The following is a 20,275-nucleotide window of genomic DNA, read 5'->3' as shown; positions in this document are numbered from 1 at the left end:
CAAATTGGGACACGTCATAAGGTGTCAACCAAGGTGCTGGCAAAGCGGCTCAGGCCTCCGCGCTGAGATATTCCGCATACTCCCACCCCGATGGCCCGAATATTTACGCCATCAACTATTACCTTGGAGAACTCCTCTGCATTTCCAACCTCTTTCCTAGGGGGACCAGAAGAGTCGTCTATCTGTGGGTAAATAAGCGCGACCTCGTTGATTCCCGTCGCTTTAGAGAATGCTAGCGATTCGTATATATCGGCGTTTGAAATCGAGGCGGAACCGTCCTGGATGTTACCCTTATATTTCGCATCGACAATGATTTGGCGGTGACCTCCTCCAGAATTAAGTGACACGATAACATCTGGAATTACCGTTACATTTCTTCTTGCGCCTCCTGTTTCCCTTTCGCCAAGTTTATACCCAGGGTGAATAGTTACGTTTGGGCCACCTAGCCCAATACGTAGCGTCGATGAAATTAGATGTTCCCACACTTGCCAGGTGCTCATGACGTAACCTGGGGCTAGGGCAGTCCCCAAATCGTATGTCCCGCCAAGGCCACGCAAAATATCCAATGAGAGATCAAATGTTGGCTGCCATCCCCGCGACCGGCTCGGAAGTCTACGATTTTTTAGCCTGCTTGGCTGAGTTTGAATTGGAAGATGGTGCGCGGTCCGTTCTAGGCGGGCTCGAGTTTCACTATCGTTTACGTGAGGAGCTAACTGCGCTGCGGCGGACCGGATTACCGCGTTATATGGGTTTTCTCGTGTGAAGTAAGTTACTTGCTGTGAAAACCCTTCTTCATTCGGGATGACTAAATCTTCGGCATCGAAGTCACCTTCTATCGCAAAATCTTGCTGGGGTAGTCGCCGGTAAGAGCGAAGAGGTCTTCGTTGGTTCTTCCAATACATCTGCACTAAAGAGCGACCAATTAAGGTTGCGAGATCAGAACTTGAAGAAGCTGACCCCTGTAACGTCTCACTGTCAAGTAGCCGACCATGGTGCGACAATGTTGCCAGCAGAAAAAAATCTTCTCTCCAGCCCTGGGCATTGCCTAAGAACTTTGGCGCGACCTCTAGCTCTAATCTCGGCGAAAGCACTAGCAGTCCGGCAAACCCTTTGAATTGGACTTGGTCTGCAGACCATGATATTGGAATACTCTTTAAGCCAAGAATCGTACGAACGCGATCGCCTGCCAACTGTATAAGCTCTCTTGCTTGCCCGTAGGGCATCGAGTGAGTCCGGACTATATCCTCTACAAGTGCGACAGGTTCTGCATACTCGATCGCAGTAAGGCGCTGGGATTGCCGCATATTGCCCTCTAGGCGATCTTAGCTAGAGCTAAAAGTAAATCGTATATTTGATTTTCGGAAATCATGCCTGGCCCCTTAATTTGAGCTCTCGGAGTATCACCGAAAGAGTTCTCTTCTAGAACGTAAGGGTTTCCTTGAAGGCCTTTGTCAGCGTTTAGAACAATAGCCGTACCTCTTACATCTCCGAAAAAAGCCTCATCGATATGGTTCTTAATCACACGCCACGCAACAGCAACGTGTGTTAAGGCCTCATCTTTAGTTGTGGGCATGGAGCCGGTAGCCATGAGCATGCCGTGCCCGATCTGGAACTCTGGGCCGCGGCCGAGGGAGACTCTGTTGTTTATTGCAGAAAACGCCTGTACCGCGGCTTCAAGAACTTCATCTCTTGAGGAGGGGGACGTCGGTAGAGGAGACGTCGCAGCTGTAATGTTGAAGTGGTCTCGTAGCTTTTTCTCAGAAGGCTCAAGACTAAAGGGAGCCCACCTTCGCAAAAAAGCTACATCAAGAGGTTCTACAGAAACGTCTGCTTGGTTCATTGCCGCGAGAATGTAAAGCCTGGCGGGGAATGCATATTCAATTATGTCCCCGCTACTTGGGTCCAAGAGGTCAAAGAATTGTGTGCTTGGGGTGGCATTACCGCTATCGTCGAGTCGTTTTTCTGGCTCTATTGCAACTATTGCACCACCAAAAACTTGAACGGTGGGGCCTCGATTGATTTCGTCAATAATAAGCAGAGAAGCGCACCCTGGTTGCTTGGCAAATTCGCTGGCTTTGTAGAGGGTGCCCTCGGTAATTCGGAACTTTCCAGGAGTGGCACCGCTCCGAGCATCTGGAATCAGTCCAGTGAAGAAGTCCCTATGTTTACTAGATTGGTGGAGGACTGTTCGAAAAACCTTTCGGTTTGCTGCTTGATTAATATGCCCGGGCAGATTAGCGGCTGGTGTCGCGGGTATTGGCACCCCTGTTGTTGGGTTGTAGGTCGGATTGCCTGCACCAGTTTGCATGGAAAATAGTGCTGCCACTTTACTGAGGACCATTGACTTGCCCGTACCAGGAGGGCCAGAAAGCAAAACATTTTTATGTTCAGCGAGTAGTTTTAATACCTCATCTGCTTCAGACATTTGGATAGCGCCTTTTACTTACGAGATCAAGGAATGCAGATTTCGAGCCCGAGTCCAGCCATTCCTTTGCAAATTTCTTAATTGTTGGGTCCCAGTTGTCGTTTCGAAGACTGGTTTCAGTTGTGAAGTGGACCCGGATGACGCCATTTTGCTGCTGGAAAAGCATGAAGATTGACTTTCCACCATTAGGGTCATCCACGATGAGATCGTGCATATCAAGTCTTGATATCTTGGAAAAACGAGACTCATTAGGCCGGGCATTTGTGGCAGGCCAGACTTCCAGAGTCGCATGCTTCGCCGATGCAAGCTGATCCCAATGAATAGTTCCACTCAACACTTCAATAGTCGTTGTGGAACCTTTTGAAGTCCGTTTCGTAGTTTGCCTGTCTGGGAATACCTTTTCAAAAAAGGGCCAAAACTCAGATTCAGGTCGAAAGCGCAGGTCACGAGCCCCCCCACCTGTATCAGAGTCGTTTGAGAGAGCTTGAAATTTCCTACGGTCACCGCCTTCAATAATTTGAAATAAAACACGAATTACATTGAGACCGTTATTGTTCATTCTTGGTTTTCCCCAGAGCCAAAGTTGAGGCTGAAAATTCCGAGCTGAGATAAGGGATTGCCCCTATAGCCTTGGCCTCGGATAGCCTCGAAGTTAGGTGTTTGTTTGTTTTTCTAGTTCGCCGTTGCCAAGTGCTAATGAGCAGGTCAGAAGTAACAGTTGACTTTCTCTCATCGGGTAGTGCTTTTTGCTGTCTATCCAAAAGAGGGAAATCCCTTAAGATTATTTTCAGGTCATTTTCTGTGCAGCCGTATGCGTTTGCCACAATTACGTCTACTTCTGCGCGCAGCTCAGAGATTTTCCAGTAGTGGCTAACGGATAAGACCCTCTTTGAGTCAAGCTCGATTAGTTTGCGTGCGATCTTAATAAGTCGCTGTGCCGGCAAGCTGTCAATGTCGATTGCTGGGAGCCGAACGGACAAGAGCACAAAATAATTGACGGTTGTGGTAATTACTCGGCGTAATAGCCAATCAAAAGGCAGGGAATTTACAATTGCAATCCACAGCAGAAGCCTATCTTCTGAAGGGTCGTTAACAAACTCGAGCGTTGGTACCTTATTGCCACAAACGACACCGGCAGGAATGAGTGTTGCCATCATTGAGCGTTCATTTGACTGCCCGGTTATATCGCAGAATCCTATTCTCGTACGGAGCGTTCGTTCTCTAGCCTTTTCCGAGATTGCATCGCTAGGCATAAAAAATTGAGGTGAAATTTCGCTAAAGCCAGGCGGTAGGTTCTCCCATTTTGCGCTTCTGCCCTCTCCGGAAACGTAAGATTTACACCCCAGTCTAAATGGCTGGACCATTCTGCCTTCTATCAGCGGTAGGGCGTTCTTTTTTGGATTCTTCAAAAACCAAGGCCGGCTATGTGTCATGTCGACTTCGCGGCAAAAACTCGGTAGCCACGGTGAGTCAGTGTCATAAGTCTGAGGCTGCTTGGCTTGCATTTTTTTGAATAGGCGCCATTCGAGATCGCTTCGCACTTCCGGAAGAGTGAGGTCAGGTCGAAGGCTTTTAAGTGTTTTAACCGGGATGGTTACAGGTATTTCACTGCATACCTCGTCTTCGCTGGAGGTTGCGTGAGAGATGTTTACGCTCTTGATAGCTTTTGAGCCCAAAGTGGCTTTCGTATAGTTGACGAGAGTGAACTTGAAACGGGTATCAATTGCGAAGTGGCGCGCTTTATTTTCCATCACGGTGAACGTGAGCTTCTTTGATGAGTTAATGAGCTCGCTACGAAGGTTCATCGTGTTTTTTGAGCGTATTAAGCCCGCAGGTACAAGAATTGCGCCATTACCATTTGGTGCGGTCAATTTTAATAGTAGCTCGGTGAACGCGACATACAGGTCAGGCTCCCCATGAGCAAGTGTCGGATATCGATCTACTAAGGCCGTAGCATGATTAGCCTTTTTAGACTTTTCGGACTCATATCCTGTTAGTGATTGGCTGTCATAGCTAGTGCCATAGTTCCTAGTTTCTCCCTTAGATTTAATATATTCGTGGCGAGTGAGCTTAACCTTTTCCCAGGGTGGATTGGCAACAACAATGTTGAAGCCGCTAGGTGCAAGCTCAGACCAAACGTAATCATCGGCGAGAAGACTATCTTGGATTAGCCACTTAGAACGCATAGCCTTAAGAGACTCAATGTCGTCTGTCAGTGATGACAGAGAAAGGAGTGTGCCTCTTAGTGCTAAAGGTGATAAATCTGAGGCGTATACGGAGTTTTTTAGCCACTCATTAGCAAGAATTCGGTCAGATCCGCATGCAATTATCGATACTGCGGTAAGCAAGATTCCTGCTCCACATGCGGGATCAACAACCTTGATTCCTGGCTCAATATGTTCTTCCACGCTTCGGGCTAGATGAAGGGCTAGACGGAAATCAGTATGATAGGCACCATTTCGACGTTGCGTTGCTGAATCTAGTGACTCTCTAGCTAATGCGCTTAAGCAAAGCGCAGTGTGAATGCCGGTATCATCTAGCGCTTGAACTATATCTTGAGCGCCTTCAAGAAGATCTCTATTGTCAATTATGGGGGTGATCTGAAAACACTTTTGAAATTTTTTAAGGCTGAAACCGCCAATTCTGGACGCGGCAGCTTCAAGAAATTGTAAGCGTAATTCTGTTTTATCCTCACTATGTCGCTCGACAAGATCGTTGACGAGCGCGTCAACTTTAAGAAGTCGTTTTGCTTCGGTAGTTTTTGTCGATTTCATGCTGCCGCGCGACCTTTTTGTGGTCTCTTCTCAAGACAGAATAGAATTTCTCCTACTAATGAGCCTGCTTCACTTGCGGCTCTGTTCGGTCTGTATCTTCCAATCTGATCGAGCTCGCATGTCTCAACTTTGCCCAGATTTCCAAGAATATTCTCTAGCTCACTTATAGCCACATGTCCTTCTGTGCTATATGAAAGGAATATTCTTTTGGCTGGTAGAGATTGGATTAAGTTATTCAGTGCTTTTGCTGCTCGCACCTTGTAGCAAAAGTCCGATGCTTTTTCTTGCCAAGGACGAATGCCACAGACACCTTTAACTAGCGGTTCATCCCCTAGAGCGATAGTTTCTAGGATGTGGTAATAAGCAGCATATTGACGCTTTGTGTAGGGCGGATCGAGGTAGACGGTATCATCTGGAGTGCAAGATATATTAGATACATCCCCAATGGACATGCTGGCTGGCGGTGCTAATTTAGGGAGGGCTCGAGGCGTAAGCGTGAACTGATCTCGTGATTGTCTTTGCCATTTGGACAAGAAGCAGCCGTATGTACCCGCTGTGTTGGCTACACGATTTGCAGCGCCCATAACGTCGGCGATGAGGAGCTTTTCTTCTAGCTTGGTCACTAGTGATTTTTCTGCCCAAGACTCAATTACTTTTCTTACGCCGTCAATTTTTGTTGCGTTGTCTTCTGTAAAGTACATGCGGGCAACATCGCAATGATCAGCAGATGCTGGGCTGTACTCGCGATGGATAAAGCCCCTGATCGGACTGGCTTCATTCAAAGCAGAAATCGCGTTTTCATACCCAGCAAAATGGGTAAAGGCAACTTGCTCTTCGGATATCACTCGTGCAAACGACATTATCGCAGAGGAGCTTAAGTTATCATTTACTAGGACCGGCCAGCCTGCGTTAGAGGCAGCTACAGCTACAGCTCCAGTGCCAGAAAATGCATCAATAAACATGCCGCCATTGGGTTTGCCGACACGCTCTAGTATGGCGTCGACAACCCGAGCCTTTGATCCAATGTAACGGAACGACATGTAGTAATTTCTCCAACCTAAATGGATTGCACGAAACAAATCGTCAAGTGCGGAAGGCGCTTTGAGGTTATTCGGTCTTTAAGCCGGACTCTCTTTGGGCCTGTATGTTTGATTTCGCTTTTGCGAAGGCTTTTTACTCCGCCCACGTAGCTATAGAGATGCTACATTACTTAACCTCGCCGATTGAGTGCCCAGCCGCTCTCTGATAGAGAGACCAAAAAATATACAGACAGTGAGGTTCAGCTTGGTTGCTTGGGCATGACTGTTGGGTCATGCCCGGTTTGGGCTCGTAACAACCTATTCTTGCTGTAGGATAAAAGTAGCGCCTGCGTTCAACAAGGTTGAATTAAAAGCGGTTGTCGTTCCGTGGCTCGCTGTTGATGGCAAAGGTCCTAATTGAGTGGTTTTTGGTCTTCGCGAAGGTGTTTATCTCAAAGGTCAAGGGTTTTTTGAGGGCAGATTGTCGAAAGGCACTTTGGTGCTGAAACGAAGCGGCTAAAAAATGAGCAGTTCTGGGGCGCAGTGATTGTACTTATAGGGCTCGAGGAGCTGTCGTTCTTACTGTTACCTGTTAATTGGTAAGAGAGGAGGGCATTACCGCCTCCTTCTGCCCATCCTCTTACCTGGATTTTTTCCTGCTTAGCTATAAATTTCTCCCTTACAGTGCTTTAAGTTATTAGTTGTCGTAGACATGTGCGCGTCTGGTCTCGCGATATCCAGCAAGAGACAATCAGGCAATTTGATGCATCAGAATGGTTGTCTTGGGTGGAACTTGTTCGTTAGTTCGTCAGTTCGTCGATCAAGTCTTCAATACTCGACTTTGCATCTGAATTTTCTCGAAAAGCGCCAATTTGCGCATGACGACCGATCAATTCTAAATTCTTCAACTTATCCGGAAGCTTGATCTTAAGCGCTGCGGTATCCGGTTCCTCCTCTGTAGACATCTTTATTTCGAATGCGCTGATACTTCTACACCAGGAGTCCGGCCATTCTCGAATTGCTTTGAGCTTTCCTGTTTCGTCGAAGAGATCTCTCAAATCAAGCTGGTCGATTTCAAGAAGTCGCTTTAGTACGCCGTCAGCATCGGCTTGCGTGCGTCTTAGACGTTCAGCCATGGCTTCTTCAATAGCGTTCGCAATGATAGGTTTTGATAGGTTTTCGGAAGCGATTTCTTGAGCTGTATTCCTACTGTATCCGGCTCGTATCGCGGCCTGTGTTCCATTCATGTCGACAAGGAATTCTTGAACAAAAAGGGCCTGTTTGTGGGTCAGCTTCTTCATGATTGTATCCTTAGTGTGTTTATCAACTAGTTGTCTGCCGTTTGTCGGTCAGTGGGAGCGTTTAGCCTTAATTTCTCAGGGCAATACCGTGTGCCCTCAGTTTGTGAAGTAACTCATGTGCGTTCACAGAATTAGTTCCTCCGTGGGCGAGGTGTTATCCGCTTGATCTCCGGCTCTTTCTCTTGCACTCCTCTTAAAAGGCGTTACACCGTTACAAAGCCGAGCACGCGTCGCTTTCGGTGTAACATCTTCAGTGGTTTGGTGGGGGATAACATTGCCGGTTGATACACCTGAGATCCCGTCATCCGTGGCCTGTAACGGTGTAACACTTTGAGTAAGGGCTGGGGGTAGGTAGCGAGCAAAAGCATCCGCGAAATCTGCCAGCTGGTAGCCGCGTTTGTTGTCATACCCTCTACGAAATTGTCGCGGCTTTATGTCGTAGGGTTTTAACAGCTTGGATAGGCTTGGGGTGGTAATGGGTTTGCCGCCACGCCATTCGCACCAGGGTCGGTCCTCCATATCCGCCAGTGCGGTGATCAGCTCTTGAGTAAACAACCTATCCACTCCGGCGTCTTCAAAGGCTGTGTGAATGTCGCCAAGTAGCATTGTGCCCGGGTCCTGGCTTTCGTCCTGCCGGCTTTCTAGTTGAGACATGGCGTGGCGAGCTTGCAGTGGCCAATCTCCCCCCAGGCTGTCTGCAATGGCCAATAAGGGTAGCCAGTTGTCCTCTGCCCGGTCGTTGCCTATCTCCGGCACATTTGTCGATGCTGAAGAAAGTACTTTCAAGTGGTCAGTAGCCCAGCGCAGGCACTGCCGGCGGATTGGGAGACTTTGCTCCAGCAGATCAGCGGGTAGCCTCTGAACTTTTTCACTTGCCAGCTTGCGCCGCAGGGTAAGAGTGATGGATCTGTCCTTGATGGTGTCTCGAGGGGATTTGATCATGGCTATGGCCATGGGCGCCCAGGTGCTGAACCGCTTTGGCCTATGGTCGTCTCCGACTACCCGTAGTACATAGGCCATGCTTTTGCGGTGGCCGGAGTTGATGATTCCAACCATGTCGGAGTTATCTTTACTGTTCAGGAAGGTATCAGCCTCGTCGATCAGCAAAGACGGCGCCCATTCTTCCACCGCACGGAATATCGCCGCGGCTGAGGTGTTAGAGGTGGGCAGTGCCCGGTGGGCCAGGCTGGCGAGGGCGTCCATTGTGGTGGATTTGCCGCAGCGCTTTTCCGGTGAGGAGAACAGCAGCTTGGGGAATATGCTGAATGCGTTGTAGCAGTAGGTCCCCAGCGTCCACAGGGTCAGGGCTATATCCCCTCCGGTTGGGAGAATGCAGTAACGGCGGAAGGTGCCGAGTATTGCCGCTGCTAGTTGACGGCCGTCCACTTCCTCGTCCCAAGGGGCTATACCGTCCCGAACTTCCCATGCGTCGGCGGTGCTCTCGGAGTATTTCTCTGTTGCTTTGAGTTTCCTGACCATTTTATCGAGGGAAGACACTCCCACACCCAGGGTCTTGGCGGCCGCATTGCGCTGACGGGCGTATTCCAAGTCCGATAGGGTGGACAGCCGCACTATCTCGGTCTCGTCCTCGCTTCTGTTGTGCCCCTGCTCCGCAGAATGCTCGTTTTCTCCCGGATGTTGAGCCCCCTCTAGAGTCTTTCGTACTGCTTCCAGCCCTCGTAACGTTGCCAAGTCGTTGAAGTCAGTTCCTTCATCGCCGGACAGGTCGGGGAAAGCCAGCAGGGCACCTACGGTGGTAGCCGCCTCTGTGGCATTGCGGAGGCCAGGGTTGCCGTCAGTTGAGTGGTCATTATCTGCCGCAATGATGAGTTCCAGTGTCGGGTACTTTGCCCTAAGGCTCTCGGCCACTGGTTTCAGGTTGGACGCGTCAAAGGCTACGGCCACAGCCTCTCCGCTGGCCTGGTGGATGCTAGCGCCGGTGGCGTATCCCTCGCAGACGTACAGTCGCTCACGGGGTTTGCCTATGATGTGACAGCAGCCCTGTTTCTTACCGCCTGAGCGGTAGCGCTTACTCCCTTCCTTCGTGATAGTTTGCAGGCTACACAAAGTGCCATCACCGTCCCGGATTGGGACTAGCAACTGCCCGCGGAGTTGGCGCAGGCCAAAGGCGGTTACCGCCTTTGCTGCGAGGTAGGGGTGATCCGCGTCTACTTGCTGAGATGCGCTTTCCCATATCGCCTGGCTGGTTTCTCGTGCTTCTCGCTGCCGCTCCCTTTGGGCGGCTTCCCGCTGCTGTCTCGCGGTTTCCATTCGTACCCGGTGGGTTCGCAGCTCTTCCGGTGCCAGGTCACCAGTGTTCCTTGCGCACCAAGTTTCGGAGATATCTCGCTTCCAGCACCCGAAGGTGCCAGCTGGAACTTTGCCTTGGTGGAGTATGTACCATCCGTTACTGCTACCATGCTTATCTCCTTCCACATAGAAGCGATGAAGCTCGCCGTCCGCAAGCAGAGAGTTGGGAGGTGTTATGCCAGCCTCTTCCATGGCTTTTTGGAAGTCAGAAAGTATATCTTTGTTGCTCACTTGCTTCCCCCCGCACCGCGTTTCCGGCGCATGGCATGAACACACTTCCAGGCCTCCACCTGTGCTTCGGCATCGAGCCAGTAGCGGGCTACGCGGGTAGGGTGGCCTTCCCAGCCGGGTACCGTTTCATATTTAACTTGGTAGGGAATGCCTAGGCTGTGCTTTATGTCGCTCATAGTGCTGTGGAGACAGTGGTCATTCACTTCGCGTTCCGCTTCGAAGCGGTGAAGGCTGCGGCCTGTAGCTAGATAAGTAAGTACACGCTCCAGTTTGGTTGGGGCTTTGGCTTTTCTGTTATTATTGCTGGTGATAGTTGTTGTTTCGGGGCCGCTCTGTGCCGGGGCGGTTTCGATTCTTTCCATGGTTATCCCTCCCGTCCCTGAGCTTCTGCGATTAACTGTTGCTTCAGTTCCAGTAGGTAAGCGCCATCCCAACATGTGACTTTCTGCGATAGTTTAGTGCCACGTTTGGCCTTGCCGGTCTTGCACCAGTGCCACCAGGTTGACAATCCAATCGAGAAAAAACGGGCGCAGTCACGGGCCCGGTACATGGCTGATGGAGTGATCGTTTGGGTATAGTTTGAATTTGCTTGCATGTATCGACTCTTCTGTGAGTTGGCTAAGGTCGATACGGATTATTTACACTATCTGTATAAAAAATAGACGCAAAATTTCGGTTGGCTTGAGGGAGATATTTGACCCGTAAAATTCGAAGGCTATTTCAGCCGATATTTTGCGCCCTCTGGAGTAGCTTTCACGATGGCTCGGACGCGGCTCTCAGTAAGATCTTCACCAAAGAACACTTTGGCAAGACTCGCTAGGTTGTCGATTAAATTACTGCCGTATTGGTCATTAAAAAATATCGACAAATGCCTGATAAAGATTGTTAAAGAATCATTTTTTGTTGCAGTCTTAAGTGCTATCTCTTCGTGCGGCGGGTTCGAAACAAGATCGGCATGTAGTCGATCAAGGAGGGCGGCTATCGTTGGGCTCTGGCTGATGCGAGCAGGGTGTAATTCGAATTTAGGCCCCAATATGCTGTTGAGAGCTTTATCTGGAAACAGTGAAAGCGTACGCCTGTTAATGCCATAAGTTTCTAGTTTCCCAGCTAATTGCTTTGTAAGATTTAGTATCTGTTCATACTCGGCTTTACGCGCGGCAGGTGTTATTCCTTCCCATGGGCTTCGGAAGTGCAGTGCGTGATAAATCTCAAGATCCATTGAGTTAACCGCAGGATCAAGTCTAGGGTCGCCAGACTTCCTTCTTTTAAAGAGCCTCCGCCAGATCTTTTTCATTTCAGGATGCGTGCAGAGCTGTTCAAGAACGGCAAGCCTTTTCGCTAGGTTGCATGTTTCTGGTGATTGCTTAGCATCTTCCTGTGTGTTTAGCAGTGTGATGAGTACAACCGTGGGAACCCAATGAGGGTATTTCCTGGATCGCTCAATTAAATCTTGCGGAAAAAATTCAGCCCTTACAGCGTCAGAAGCAAACCAGTGCTTTTCGGGGTCAAAAATCTCCCATAATTTGCTTTCCCAGTAGCCGAACGCCTTTTCATTAATAGCTTGCTCAGCGTCGTACTCATTTTCGATCTGCGCCAGCAGTTCTTCCTCACTAACGTTTGCCATAGGTAAAACCCCCTTTACACGCATTTCTCACTATTTCATGGAGCGTTTCCAGATAACTTATGAAGCACTTCAGGTGCGAACCTTGTTGCTTCAGCTCGATCATTGCTGGGTGCCAAATTGAACGGTAATCACGTTGCCAGCACTAGTTTGTTCGCGCAGGTGCTCAAGGTAATCCGCCCATTTCTGCATCATGGCCGCACGCTGAGGTAGGTGCTTGGTGCGATTGTATGCGCGTCCCAGTGTGTCCTTCACTCCATGGGCCAGCTGATGCTCGATGTAATCCACGCGAAAGCCCAATACCTCATCTAGCAGGGTGCGGGCCATCGCGCGGAAACCATGGGCCGTCATGGTGTTGTTGTCGTAGCCGAGTGACCTGAGTGCCGTTCTGACGCCGTTATCGGATAGGGGGCGACTCAGGCCTCGGGCAGATGGGAAAACGTACTTGCCGCGGCTGGAGAGGGGCTTCAGTTCCCGCAGCAGCGCCAGGGCCTGCTCAGCTAGCGGAATAATGTGTGGTTCGCCCATTTTCATTTTCTCAGCCGGCAGCTCTATCTGGCTGGCCTCCCAGTTGATTTCCGACCACTCCAGTTTGCGCAGCTCTCCTGGCCGACAAAACAGCAGCGGGGACAGCTTGAGAGCAGTTCTTACTACTGGGGTACCCTGATACCCATCTATGGCAGCCATCAGGCGACCCACCTCTGTGGGGTCCGTGATGGCCGCCAGGTGTTTTTTCTTGGTGGGCGTGAGGGCACCGCTAAGGTCTGCGGTGGGATCGCGGTCGGCCATGCCGGTGGCCACTGCGAAGCGGAATACTTGGCTGGCTACGCGCTTTACGCGGTGAGCGGTTTCCAGGGCGCCGCGGCTCTCGATCCGGCGCAGGCAACGCAGTACTTCCGGCGCGGTGATTTCGGCAACGGGGCGTTTACCCAGGTAGGGTAGCAAGTCGCTGTCTAGGGCGCGCTGGGCTCGGTCTTTGGACGATTTTGACAGATGCGCCATCCTAGCTAAGAACCATTCTTCACTGACCGCCGCAAAGCTGTTGCGGTTAGCCTCTAGGGCGGATTCCTTGCGAGCCCGTTTCACGTCACGTGGATCTACGCCTTCGGCTACATATTGGCGCGCCTCATCACGTAATTCCCGTGCCCGCTTAAGGGTCACATCAGGGTAGAGCCCTAGCGCCATCTCAGGGCGCTTGCCGTGGAGGCGGAATCGGAATACCCAGCGCTTGGCCCCGGTGGGAGTGACCTCGACGGCTAGTCCCTTCTCGTCGGCCTCGATGTACTTTTTCTCGCGGGGCTTGAGCGCTCGTATCTTGGTGTCTGAGAGCGGCATGGCTGCGGCCTTCCTGCTGCTTTGGACGGGTTGGAGGGTGGCGGTAGGCTCAACCCGTCCATAAACCCGGCCACTTGGGGTTAGATTTGGACGGGTTAAGTTAGATCAACTGGGACGAGAAAGGCAAGAAAAAGCCCCGGAAACTCTACGTTTGCGGGGCTTTTTGAGATCGTCTTAGACGATAATTTGGTGGAGATGGCGGGAGTCGAACCCGCGTCCGTCAGCACTCTGCCAGAGGCTCTACATGCTTAGATCCATCTATTGATTTAGCCGCATACAGCCCGATGGGCAGGACGTAATTGGCGACCCTGTAAAAGTTTTAACTGATCCCCGACAGGCACGGTTCACGGCGATCCAGTTCTGTATGACAGCCAACAGCGCGGTACTGGCACCTTGCTGGAGGCCGCTAAGGGGCGAACCCTTAGTAGTGCTTTACGGGCTGCTTACGCAGCCAGTTGGGCACCGTAGTTGTCGTCGTTGGCAACTAATAAAATGCAGCTTTGGATTTACGTGATTCGCTACCCTCACGGCATGCACCCATGGTTTCGTCACCGGCGTCGAATCCAAGTCATCCCCGGAATCTACTCAGTGGACAGGCTCTGTTCACTGGTCAGTACGAAACGCATTTGCGTAAAGCCATTATACCTGAAGGTCTCGGGCCACCATAGGGTGGGGGAAACATTTTGTGACCATCCGGTACCTTTTCGGCTATTGGCGTTCAAACAGGGCGATGGACTCCACGTGGGTGGTGTGGGGGAACATGTCCATTACGCCTGCCTTACTAAGACGATAGCCGCGCTGTAAAAGTTCCGCGGTGTCCCGGGCCAGGGTGGCGGGGTTGCAGGAGACGTAGACGATCCGCTGCGCCTGGAAGTGGGCAATGTTGCGCACCACTTCCAGGGCGCCGGTGCGGGGCGGGTCCAGCAGGATTTTGTCGAAGCCGCCGCGGGCCCAGGGGCTGGTGGAGAAGTCTTCGGTCAGGTCTGCGGCCTGGAATTGCACGTTGTCGAGCTGGTTGCGCCGGGCGTTTTCGCGGCCGCGTTGGGTGAGTTCGAGGGCGCCCTCTACCCCGACTACCGTTGCCGCCCGGGTCGCCAGTGGCAGGGTGAAGTTGCCGAGGCCGCAGAACAGGTCGAGTACCCGTTCGCGGGGTTGCACGTCCAGTAGTTCCAGCGCACGGTGCACCATCTGACGGTTGATGGCGAAATTGACCTGCACGAAGTCCTGGGGATGGAACTGCAGGGTCAGGTCGAATTCCGGCAGGGTGTAGCCGAGCCGTTCCTCGCCGTCCTCGGGCCAGACCTTGTGCGGCGTGTCCTCTGCCTGCAGGTACAGCTGCCAGCCCCGCTGTTGTACGAAATCGAGCCACAGCGTCTGGTCGGTTTCCGGCAGGGGCCTGAGGTGGCGCACCACCAGTGCGGTGGTGTCCTCGCCGACGGCGACTTCGATATGGGAGATGTGCCTACCTTCGCGGCACTGTTCGATGAGCTGGTGCAGCGCGGGAATCTGGCTGGAAAAGGTCTCCGGCATCACCAGGCATTCGTGGATATTGGTGAGGTTGTTGGAGCGCTTTTCGCGGAAGCCGAGAACCAGTTGCGGCTTGTTGGCCTTTCCCTTTTTGTGTGCCTCTTTGACATAGCGCACGCCGAGCCGCGCCTTGCGGCGGTAGCCGGCAATGTCTGCGCTCAGCGGCGGCAGTATTTCGGCGGGGCTGGCAGCAGCAAAGCGTTGCAGCTGGTCCAGCAGGATCTTTTCCTTGGCGGCGATCTGCGCGTCGGGCTGCATATGCTGGATGGCGCAGCCACCGCACTGCTCGAAGTGGGGGCAGGGCGGTGCCTGGCGCTCCGGCGCGCTCTCGATAATTTCCGTGGCGATGGCGTCATCGAACTTGGCCCGCTGCGCCAGGTAGCGGATCTTGACGGTCTCCCCGGGTAGAGCGTTGTCCACGAACAGGGTCTTGCCGTCCAGGCGCGCGATGCCGCGCACTTCGTGGCTGAGTGCGTCGATGGTTACCGTGGGCGTGCTTGCCGGGGGCTTGGTTGTGCCCCTTGTTGCGCGCTTTGGCGGCACGGGTTTGCGGGATTTACTGCTGGGGAATGGTGGGCGTCTGGCTGGCATCTTTGCGGCGGCTTCCGGCGTACTCTGGGGTTATGGTAGACGAGCGGGCGGCAATGATAATCCGCAGCGGGCAGAATTGCGCGTTTATGGCCGGGATGAAAGAAGATAGGGATATTCGGGAAAGACGGCCGCGGGGCATTCCGCGGCCGGGGGGAGAGTAATCAGATAATGGTCTGAACGAACGCGGCCAGGATCAGCAGCGGGCAGACGATGCGCACGTACCAGGGCCAGATTTTCCAGAACAGGGTCCGTTCGATATGCGGGTGGCCCTCTTTCAGTTCGCTCAACAGCTGGTCCTTGCGGAAGATCCAGCCGGCGAAGATGCACAGCACTACCCCGAGCAGCGGCTGGCCGTATTCGGTGCTGATGGAGACTACCAGCCCGAACAGGCTTTCGAAATTGAAGATGATCACGCTGCTGATGGCGAAGATGACCAGGCCCATCAGCAGGGTGGCGGGGCGACGCTGCAGGCCCAGGTTCTCGATGGAGAAGGCCACCGGCACCTCCAGCATGGAGATGGAGGAGGTCAGCGAGGCGATCACCATCAGCGCGAAGAAGGCCATCGCCACGAACAGGCCGCTGGTGCCCATGGTGTCGAACAGTGCGGGCAGTACCTGCAGGATCAGGCCGGGACCGGCAATCAGGTCACCGCTGGCGGAATAAATCTGGGTGCCGGCTTCCTGGGCCACATACATGGCCGGCAGGATCAGCAGGCCGGCGGTAAACGCGATGCCGACGTCGATCAGGGTAACCAGCGCGCCCAGGCGCGGCAGGCTCTCCTGCTTGCTGAGGTAGGAGCCGTATATCAGCATGGTGCCCACACCCAGGGAGAGGGAGAAGAACGCCTGGCCCATGGCGGAGAGCAGCAGCTGCGGTGACAGCTTGCTGAAGTCCGGGATCAGGTAGGCCTCGAGTCCCTTGATGGCGCCGGGCTGGGTCAGCACATACACGATCAGCAGTAGCAGCAGGATGATCAGGGTCGGCATCAGCAGGGTGGACCAGCGCTCGATTCCCTTTTCCACACCACTGGCGATGATCAGCATGGTGAGGCCGCTGAAAATCGCGGTGAAAGTGAAGTTGCGGGAAACGCTGTCGCCGGTGAGCCATTCAGCGGTGTGCCCGGCGCCGAACAGCTGCGCGAAGGGATCCGCCAAATGGGCGACCATCCAGCCTGCGACAATGGCGTAGAAGCTGAGGATCAGGGACGCGACGACAATGCCCGAGAAGCCGGCAATGGTACCGACACCCTTGCTGACCGGGCCGGTGGCAATGCCGCGCAGGGCCTGCACCATGTTGCGGCGCGCGTGGCGGCCGAGGGTGAGTTCCGCCATCAGTACCGGGTAGGCGAGCAAGAATGCCATTACCAGGTAGAAAATCACAAAGGCGGCACCGCCGTTGGCGGCCACATTGGTGGGGAAACCCCAGATATTGCCGAGACCGACGGCAGAGCCGGCAGCGGCCATCAGGAAGCCGAGGTTGGAGCTGAACTGTCCTCGCGGAGCACTCATGATAAATCCTGTAATTATTCTTCTGTAAAAGGTTGCGTCGCGGGCGCCTGCAGGCAGGCGCCGGGGAAAACCACTATCAGCGGTTGTCGCTGCGCATCAGGCGCTGCTTCTGACGGTTCCAGTCCTTTTCCCGCTCGGTCTCACGCTTGTCGTGTGAGGCCTTGCCCTTTGCCAGCGCGATCTCGCACTTGATCAGGTGCTTTTTCCAGTAGAGCGCGGTACACACGCAGGCGTAGCCCTTCTGGTTGACCGCCGCCACCAGTTTGGCGATCTCGCGCTTGTTCAGCAGCAGGCGGCGGGTGCGGTCGGGCTCGGTGACAAAGTGGGTCGAGGCGCTGGCCAGCGGCTGGATGCGCGCACCCAGCAGCCAGGCCTGGCCGTCCTTGAACAGCACGTAACTGTCGGTGAGCTGGGCCTTGCCCTCGCGGCAGGATTTCACTTCCCAGCCCTGTAATTCCAGGCCCGCCTCGAACTTCTCTTCGATAAAGTAATCGTGCTTTGCCTTCTTGTTGAGGGCAATGGTGTTCGAGGATGGGGCCTTTTTCTTCTTCGCCATGAATACAACTTAAATGAAATTGAACAGGCTCGTATCGAAAAACTTCAGCAGCACTGTGTTGATGAATACGAGCAACAGAATCGCGGGGATAAAGGTTCCAAGTGAGAAGTTGACGTACTTCTGCGACAGGGAGCCGGCAAAGCTCTCGTCGCCCACCTGGAGCTCAGCGTCAAAGTTGGCCCGCTTCCACTTGTAGATCACGAAGATACACACCAGCAGGCCATTGAGGGGCAATATGGTGTCGTAAAACAGGATTTCTACCAAGTCGAAAAAGGATTTTTCACTGCCGGCGAGGGTGACGAAGTGGGTCAACCAGCCCGCCATGCCGAAGGACATGGCGCAGCCCACCGCCAGCACCAGTTGCACCGCGGCGATGGTGTAGATGGCCTTCTTGCGCGACATGCCGCGCTCGTCGCGCAGGGTGGCTACCGGTACCTCGATGATGGAAACCAGTGAGGTCAGCGCAGCGATAAACACCAGGAAAAAGAACGCGGCGGCGAAGATGCTTGCGCCCGCATAGCCGATGCTGTCCTGCAGTGACAGGAAGATTTTCGGCAGGAACAGGAAGATCATGCCGGCGGAAGAGTCGCTCAGGGTGGCAGTGTCGATATGCGGGTTGAAGTGGAAAATACTCGGCAGGATCAGCAGGCCGGCGGTGAAGGCCACCAGGGTATCGGTAACGGCCACCGCGCGGGCGGAACCGGGTACCGAGTCGCGTCTCTTCATGTAGGAACCGTAGGTGATCATGATCCCCATACCCAGCGACAGGGAGAAGAAGGCCTGAGACATGGCCTTGCTGATCACTTCAGAGCTCAGTTTCGACATGTCCGGGACCAGGTAGTACTTCACACCCAGCATGGCGTTTTCGCGGGTCAGCACGAACAGCACCAGCGCCACCAGCATCACAAACAGCATCGGCATCAGGGTTTTGGCCGCGCGCTCGATACCGTCCCTGACCCCCATGGAAAGCACCCCGTTGATGATCAGCATCAGCGCAATGAGGTAGAAGAACACGGACTTGGAATTGATAAACTCGCCGAAGTAGGCTTCGGTGGTCAGCAGGTCCAGGTTGCCCTTCAGGGTCTCTACCAGGTAGCCGAGGATCCACACGGTTACCACCATGTAAAACACCGCGATCATGAACGGCGTGATCAGGGCCATCCAGCCGGGAATCCGCCACAGGTGTGAACCGCCGGACAGCTGGCGGTAGGCACCCACCGGGTCCTTGTCGGACTTACGTCCCAGCGCCAGCTCGGCCATCATCACCGGCAGGCAGATGAAAAACACAAACAGGGCATACACCACCAGAAACGCACCGCCACCACTTTTGGTGGCCGCCACCGGGAAGGAAACCAGGTTGCCGATACCGACGGCGGAGCCGGCGGCGGCCAGGATGAACCCGAGACGGGAGCCAAAATGTTCTCTTGCTGCGGACATAATCTTCTCGCTTGCCTGTTATTCTTGTCGCCAGAACGATTGTTGTGGCTGCGGGACCGAGAGGTTACCGCGGCGCCGATAAAGGTGCCGATTGTTGCAGGAATTACCCGCCTTGAGTAGCGTCAGTGGCCAAAATCGCCCGGTTACCCACAAGATAGGCAAGATAGAGACGGTTGTCGGGCAAGGTTTGATCAATGACGAATATTGAACGCAGCGCGCTGGTAATGTTCAGCGCAGAGCAGATGTTTGACCTGGTAAACGATGTTGCCAGTTATCCGCAGTTCCTGCCCGGCTGCCGGGGTGCAGAAATCCTGCAGCGGGACGCGGAGACCCTGGAGGCGCGGCTGGACCTGTCCCGCGCCGGCATCAGCCAGAGCTTTGTCACCCGCAACCGGCTGTTCCGGCCGGAGCGCATGGACCTGGTGCTGGTGGACGGCCCCTTCAGCGAGTTCAGCGGCAGCTGGACCTTTACCCCGCTGGCGGAGAACGCCTGCAAGGTGGCCTTCTCGCTGCAGTTCAGCGTGCAGAACCGCCTGCTGGGGGCCGCTGCCGGCAAACTGTTCAGCGGTATTGCCAACCAGATGGTGGACGCCATGTGCGAGCGGGCGAAACAGATTTACGGAGCCGAATCATGAGCAACAAGAAGACCATTGCGGTGGAGGTGGTGTACGCGCTGCCCCACGAACAGCGCCTGATGAGCCTGCTGGTGGAGCCGGGGACTACGGCGCTGCAGGCACTGGAGCTGTCGGGGATTCCGCGGGAGTACCCGGAGGTCGATCCGGCCAGCGCCAAACTGGGAATCTTTGGCCAGGCCCTGGGGACCAAGGGGCTGGCAGTGGCATCGGAATACGTGTTGCAGCCGGGGGACCGGGTAGAGGTCTACCGCCCGCTGATCGCCGATCCCAAGGAAGCGCGCAAGCAGCGCGCGGAGAAAGCCAAGCGGCAGGCGATGGAAAAGGCCGGCGAGGGCAAGGCTGGCTAGGGAAAGACTGGCGCTTAGCGCGGCCAGCCTGCGGGCTGCCAGTCGCCACTGGTGGCAATCAGCATTTCGCCGTTGAAGTACACCGTGAAGCGCTTCTGGGTGACTTCACCCTTGGGGCTGCGCACCCGGTTGATATAGTCCCAGCGGTTGGGGTTGAAGGTGTCTTCCACCAGCGGGGTGCCCAGCACAAAGCGCACCTGGCGGCGGGTCATGTTGGGCTTGAGCTGGTCCACCATCTCCTGGGTGATGATGTTGCCCTGCTGAACCTCGATGCGGTGCACGCCGGGGAATTTAATCATGCCGCAGGCAGTGAACAGGCTACAGAGGGCGGCAATGGCCAGAATTCGTACAACTGATGGCATTGAATGCTCCATCTTGAATTTTTATTTGATCCAGTTTGTCCGGGTCAGCTCCGGGTCAGCATAGCTGCTATCTGACCGGTCATCTCGGTAACAGGGGCGAGAGGATAGACCACACCCGCTCTCCGGCGCCAGCCTGTTGCTTTTGTTGCGTATAGTGCGACAAAGTCCCAGCCCGTGAGTTCCCTGGGAAGGCATTCCCGGTAACATGGCGTTTCTCGAGGGATTGGGCGCAGTGGCCAGATGATGATCTGGGGTTCCGCTGTATCGGCTGGGCATGGATAATACCCGAACTGTCC

Annotated in this window: 17 protein-coding genes and 1 other RNA gene; 2 read left to right on the top strand and 16 right to left on the bottom strand. The window is 53.9% G+C overall.

Translation table 11 applies throughout. The features are described 5' to 3' along the window. Positions 1 to 14 precede the first annotated feature (14 nt). From QZ511_RS01740 to QZ511_RS01670, 15 genes are all read right to left on the bottom strand, one after another. Positions 15 to 1,304, bottom strand: a complete 1,290-nt coding sequence (locus QZ511_RS01740; RefSeq protein WP_295798039.1) for a hypothetical protein — start codon at positions 1,302 to 1,304, stop codon at positions 15 to 17. A gap of 8 nt (positions 1,305 to 1,312) precedes the next feature. Beyond that, complete coding sequence (locus QZ511_RS01735) at positions 1,313 to 2,425, bottom strand: AAA family ATPase (protein ID WP_295798037.1); 1,113 nt, start codon at positions 2,423 to 2,425, stop codon at positions 1,313 to 1,315. Next, a complete protein-coding gene (locus tag QZ511_RS01730) occupies positions 2,418 to 2,984 on the bottom strand; it encodes a hypothetical protein (RefSeq protein WP_295798034.1) in 567 nt (188 codons plus the stop codon). The genes QZ511_RS01735 and QZ511_RS01730 overlap by 8 nt, the downstream gene beginning before the upstream one ends. Further along, on the bottom strand, positions 2,974 to 5,199 hold the full coding sequence (locus tag QZ511_RS01725; RefSeq protein ID WP_295798032.1) for an N-6 DNA methylase: 2,226 nt from the start codon (positions 5,197 to 5,199) through the stop codon (positions 2,974 to 2,976). Before QZ511_RS01725 ends, QZ511_RS01730 begins: the two co-directional genes overlap by 11 nt. Continuing rightward, positions 5,196 to 6,239, bottom strand: a complete 1,044-nt coding sequence (locus QZ511_RS01720) for a DNA adenine methylase (RefSeq protein WP_295798030.1) — start codon at positions 6,237 to 6,239, stop codon at positions 5,196 to 5,198. Before QZ511_RS01720 ends, QZ511_RS01725 begins: the two co-directional genes overlap by 4 nt. 779 nt (positions 6,240 to 7,018) lie before the next feature. Further along, a complete protein-coding gene (locus QZ511_RS01715; RefSeq protein WP_295798025.1) occupies positions 7,019 to 7,519 on the bottom strand; it encodes a terminase small subunit in 501 nt (166 codons plus the stop codon). A 123-nt stretch (positions 7,520 to 7,642) separates the two neighbouring features. Next, entirely contained in the window at positions 7,643 to 10,060 is a 2,418-nt protein-coding gene (locus QZ511_RS01710; protein ID WP_295798024.1) for a DUF3631 domain-containing protein, read from the bottom strand. After that, positions 10,057 to 10,422, bottom strand: a complete 366-nt coding sequence (locus QZ511_RS01705; protein WP_295798021.1) for a hypothetical protein — start codon at positions 10,420 to 10,422, stop codon at positions 10,057 to 10,059. The genes QZ511_RS01710 and QZ511_RS01705 overlap by 4 nt, the downstream gene beginning before the upstream one ends. A gap of 353 nt (positions 10,423 to 10,775) precedes the next feature. Further along, positions 10,776 to 11,684 carry a hypothetical protein gene (locus tag QZ511_RS01700; RefSeq protein ID WP_295798019.1) on the bottom strand — a complete coding sequence of 303 codons (909 nt, stop codon included), beginning with the start codon at positions 11,682 to 11,684 and terminating at the stop codon, positions 10,776 to 10,778. A gap of 99 nt (positions 11,685 to 11,783) precedes the next feature. Next, positions 11,784 to 13,016, bottom strand: coding sequence for an integrase arm-type DNA-binding domain-containing protein (locus tag QZ511_RS01695; protein ID WP_295798018.1), 1,233 nt, complete (start codon positions 13,014 to 13,016; stop codon positions 11,784 to 11,786). Positions 13,017 to 13,203: 187 nt separating this feature from the next. Continuing rightward, positions 13,204 to 13,592: a transfer-messenger RNA gene (ssrA, locus tag QZ511_RS01690) on the bottom strand. Positions 13,593 to 13,724: 132 nt separating this feature from the next. Further along, positions 13,725 to 15,134 (bottom strand): 23S rRNA (uracil(1939)-C(5))-methyltransferase RlmD, encoded by a 1,410-nt coding sequence (gene rlmD, locus QZ511_RS01685; protein WP_295798015.1) that lies wholly within the window; start codon positions 15,132 to 15,134, stop codon positions 13,725 to 13,727. A 161-nt stretch (positions 15,135 to 15,295) separates the two neighbouring features. Beyond that, entirely contained in the window at positions 15,296 to 16,642 is a 1,347-nt protein-coding gene (locus QZ511_RS01680; protein WP_295798011.1) for a sodium-dependent transporter, read from the bottom strand. A 76-nt stretch (positions 16,643 to 16,718) separates the two neighbouring features. After that, a complete protein-coding gene (gene smpB, locus QZ511_RS01675) occupies positions 16,719 to 17,198 on the bottom strand; it encodes an SsrA-binding protein SmpB (protein WP_295798010.1) in 480 nt (159 codons plus the stop codon). 9 nt (positions 17,199 to 17,207) lie between these two features. Then, positions 17,208 to 18,635 (bottom strand): sodium-dependent transporter, encoded by a 1,428-nt coding sequence (locus tag QZ511_RS01670; protein WP_295798007.1) that lies wholly within the window; start codon positions 18,633 to 18,635, stop codon positions 17,208 to 17,210. A gap of 194 nt (positions 18,636 to 18,829) precedes the next feature. Here QZ511_RS01670 and QZ511_RS01665 point away from each other — a divergent pair, with 194 nt between their 5' ends. Together QZ511_RS01665 and QZ511_RS01660 are read left to right on the top strand one after the other, a co-directional pair. After that, positions 18,830 to 19,270 carry a type II toxin-antitoxin system RatA family toxin gene (locus tag QZ511_RS01665; RefSeq protein ID WP_295798005.1) on the top strand — a complete coding sequence of 147 codons (441 nt, stop codon included), beginning with the start codon at positions 18,830 to 18,832 and terminating at the stop codon, positions 19,268 to 19,270. Next, positions 19,267 to 19,617 (top strand): RnfH family protein, encoded by a 351-nt coding sequence (locus QZ511_RS01660; RefSeq protein ID WP_295797999.1) that lies wholly within the window; start codon positions 19,267 to 19,269, stop codon positions 19,615 to 19,617. Before QZ511_RS01665 ends, QZ511_RS01660 begins: the two co-directional genes overlap by 4 nt. A gap of 14 nt (positions 19,618 to 19,631) precedes the next feature. Here QZ511_RS01660 and QZ511_RS01655 read toward each other — a convergent pair whose 3' ends face one another. Further along, positions 19,632 to 19,979, bottom strand: coding sequence for an outer membrane protein assembly factor BamE (locus tag QZ511_RS01655; RefSeq protein ID WP_295797996.1), 348 nt, complete (start codon positions 19,977 to 19,979; stop codon positions 19,632 to 19,634). Between the last annotated feature and the right edge of the window lie 296 nt (positions 19,980 to 20,275).

Origin of the sequence: uncultured Microbulbifer sp. (genome assembly GCF_913055755.1) — a bacterium.
GTDB lineage: Bacteria > Pseudomonadota > Gammaproteobacteria > Pseudomonadales > Cellvibrionaceae > Microbulbifer.
This window is presented reverse-complemented; position numbering and strand designations above follow the sequence as displayed.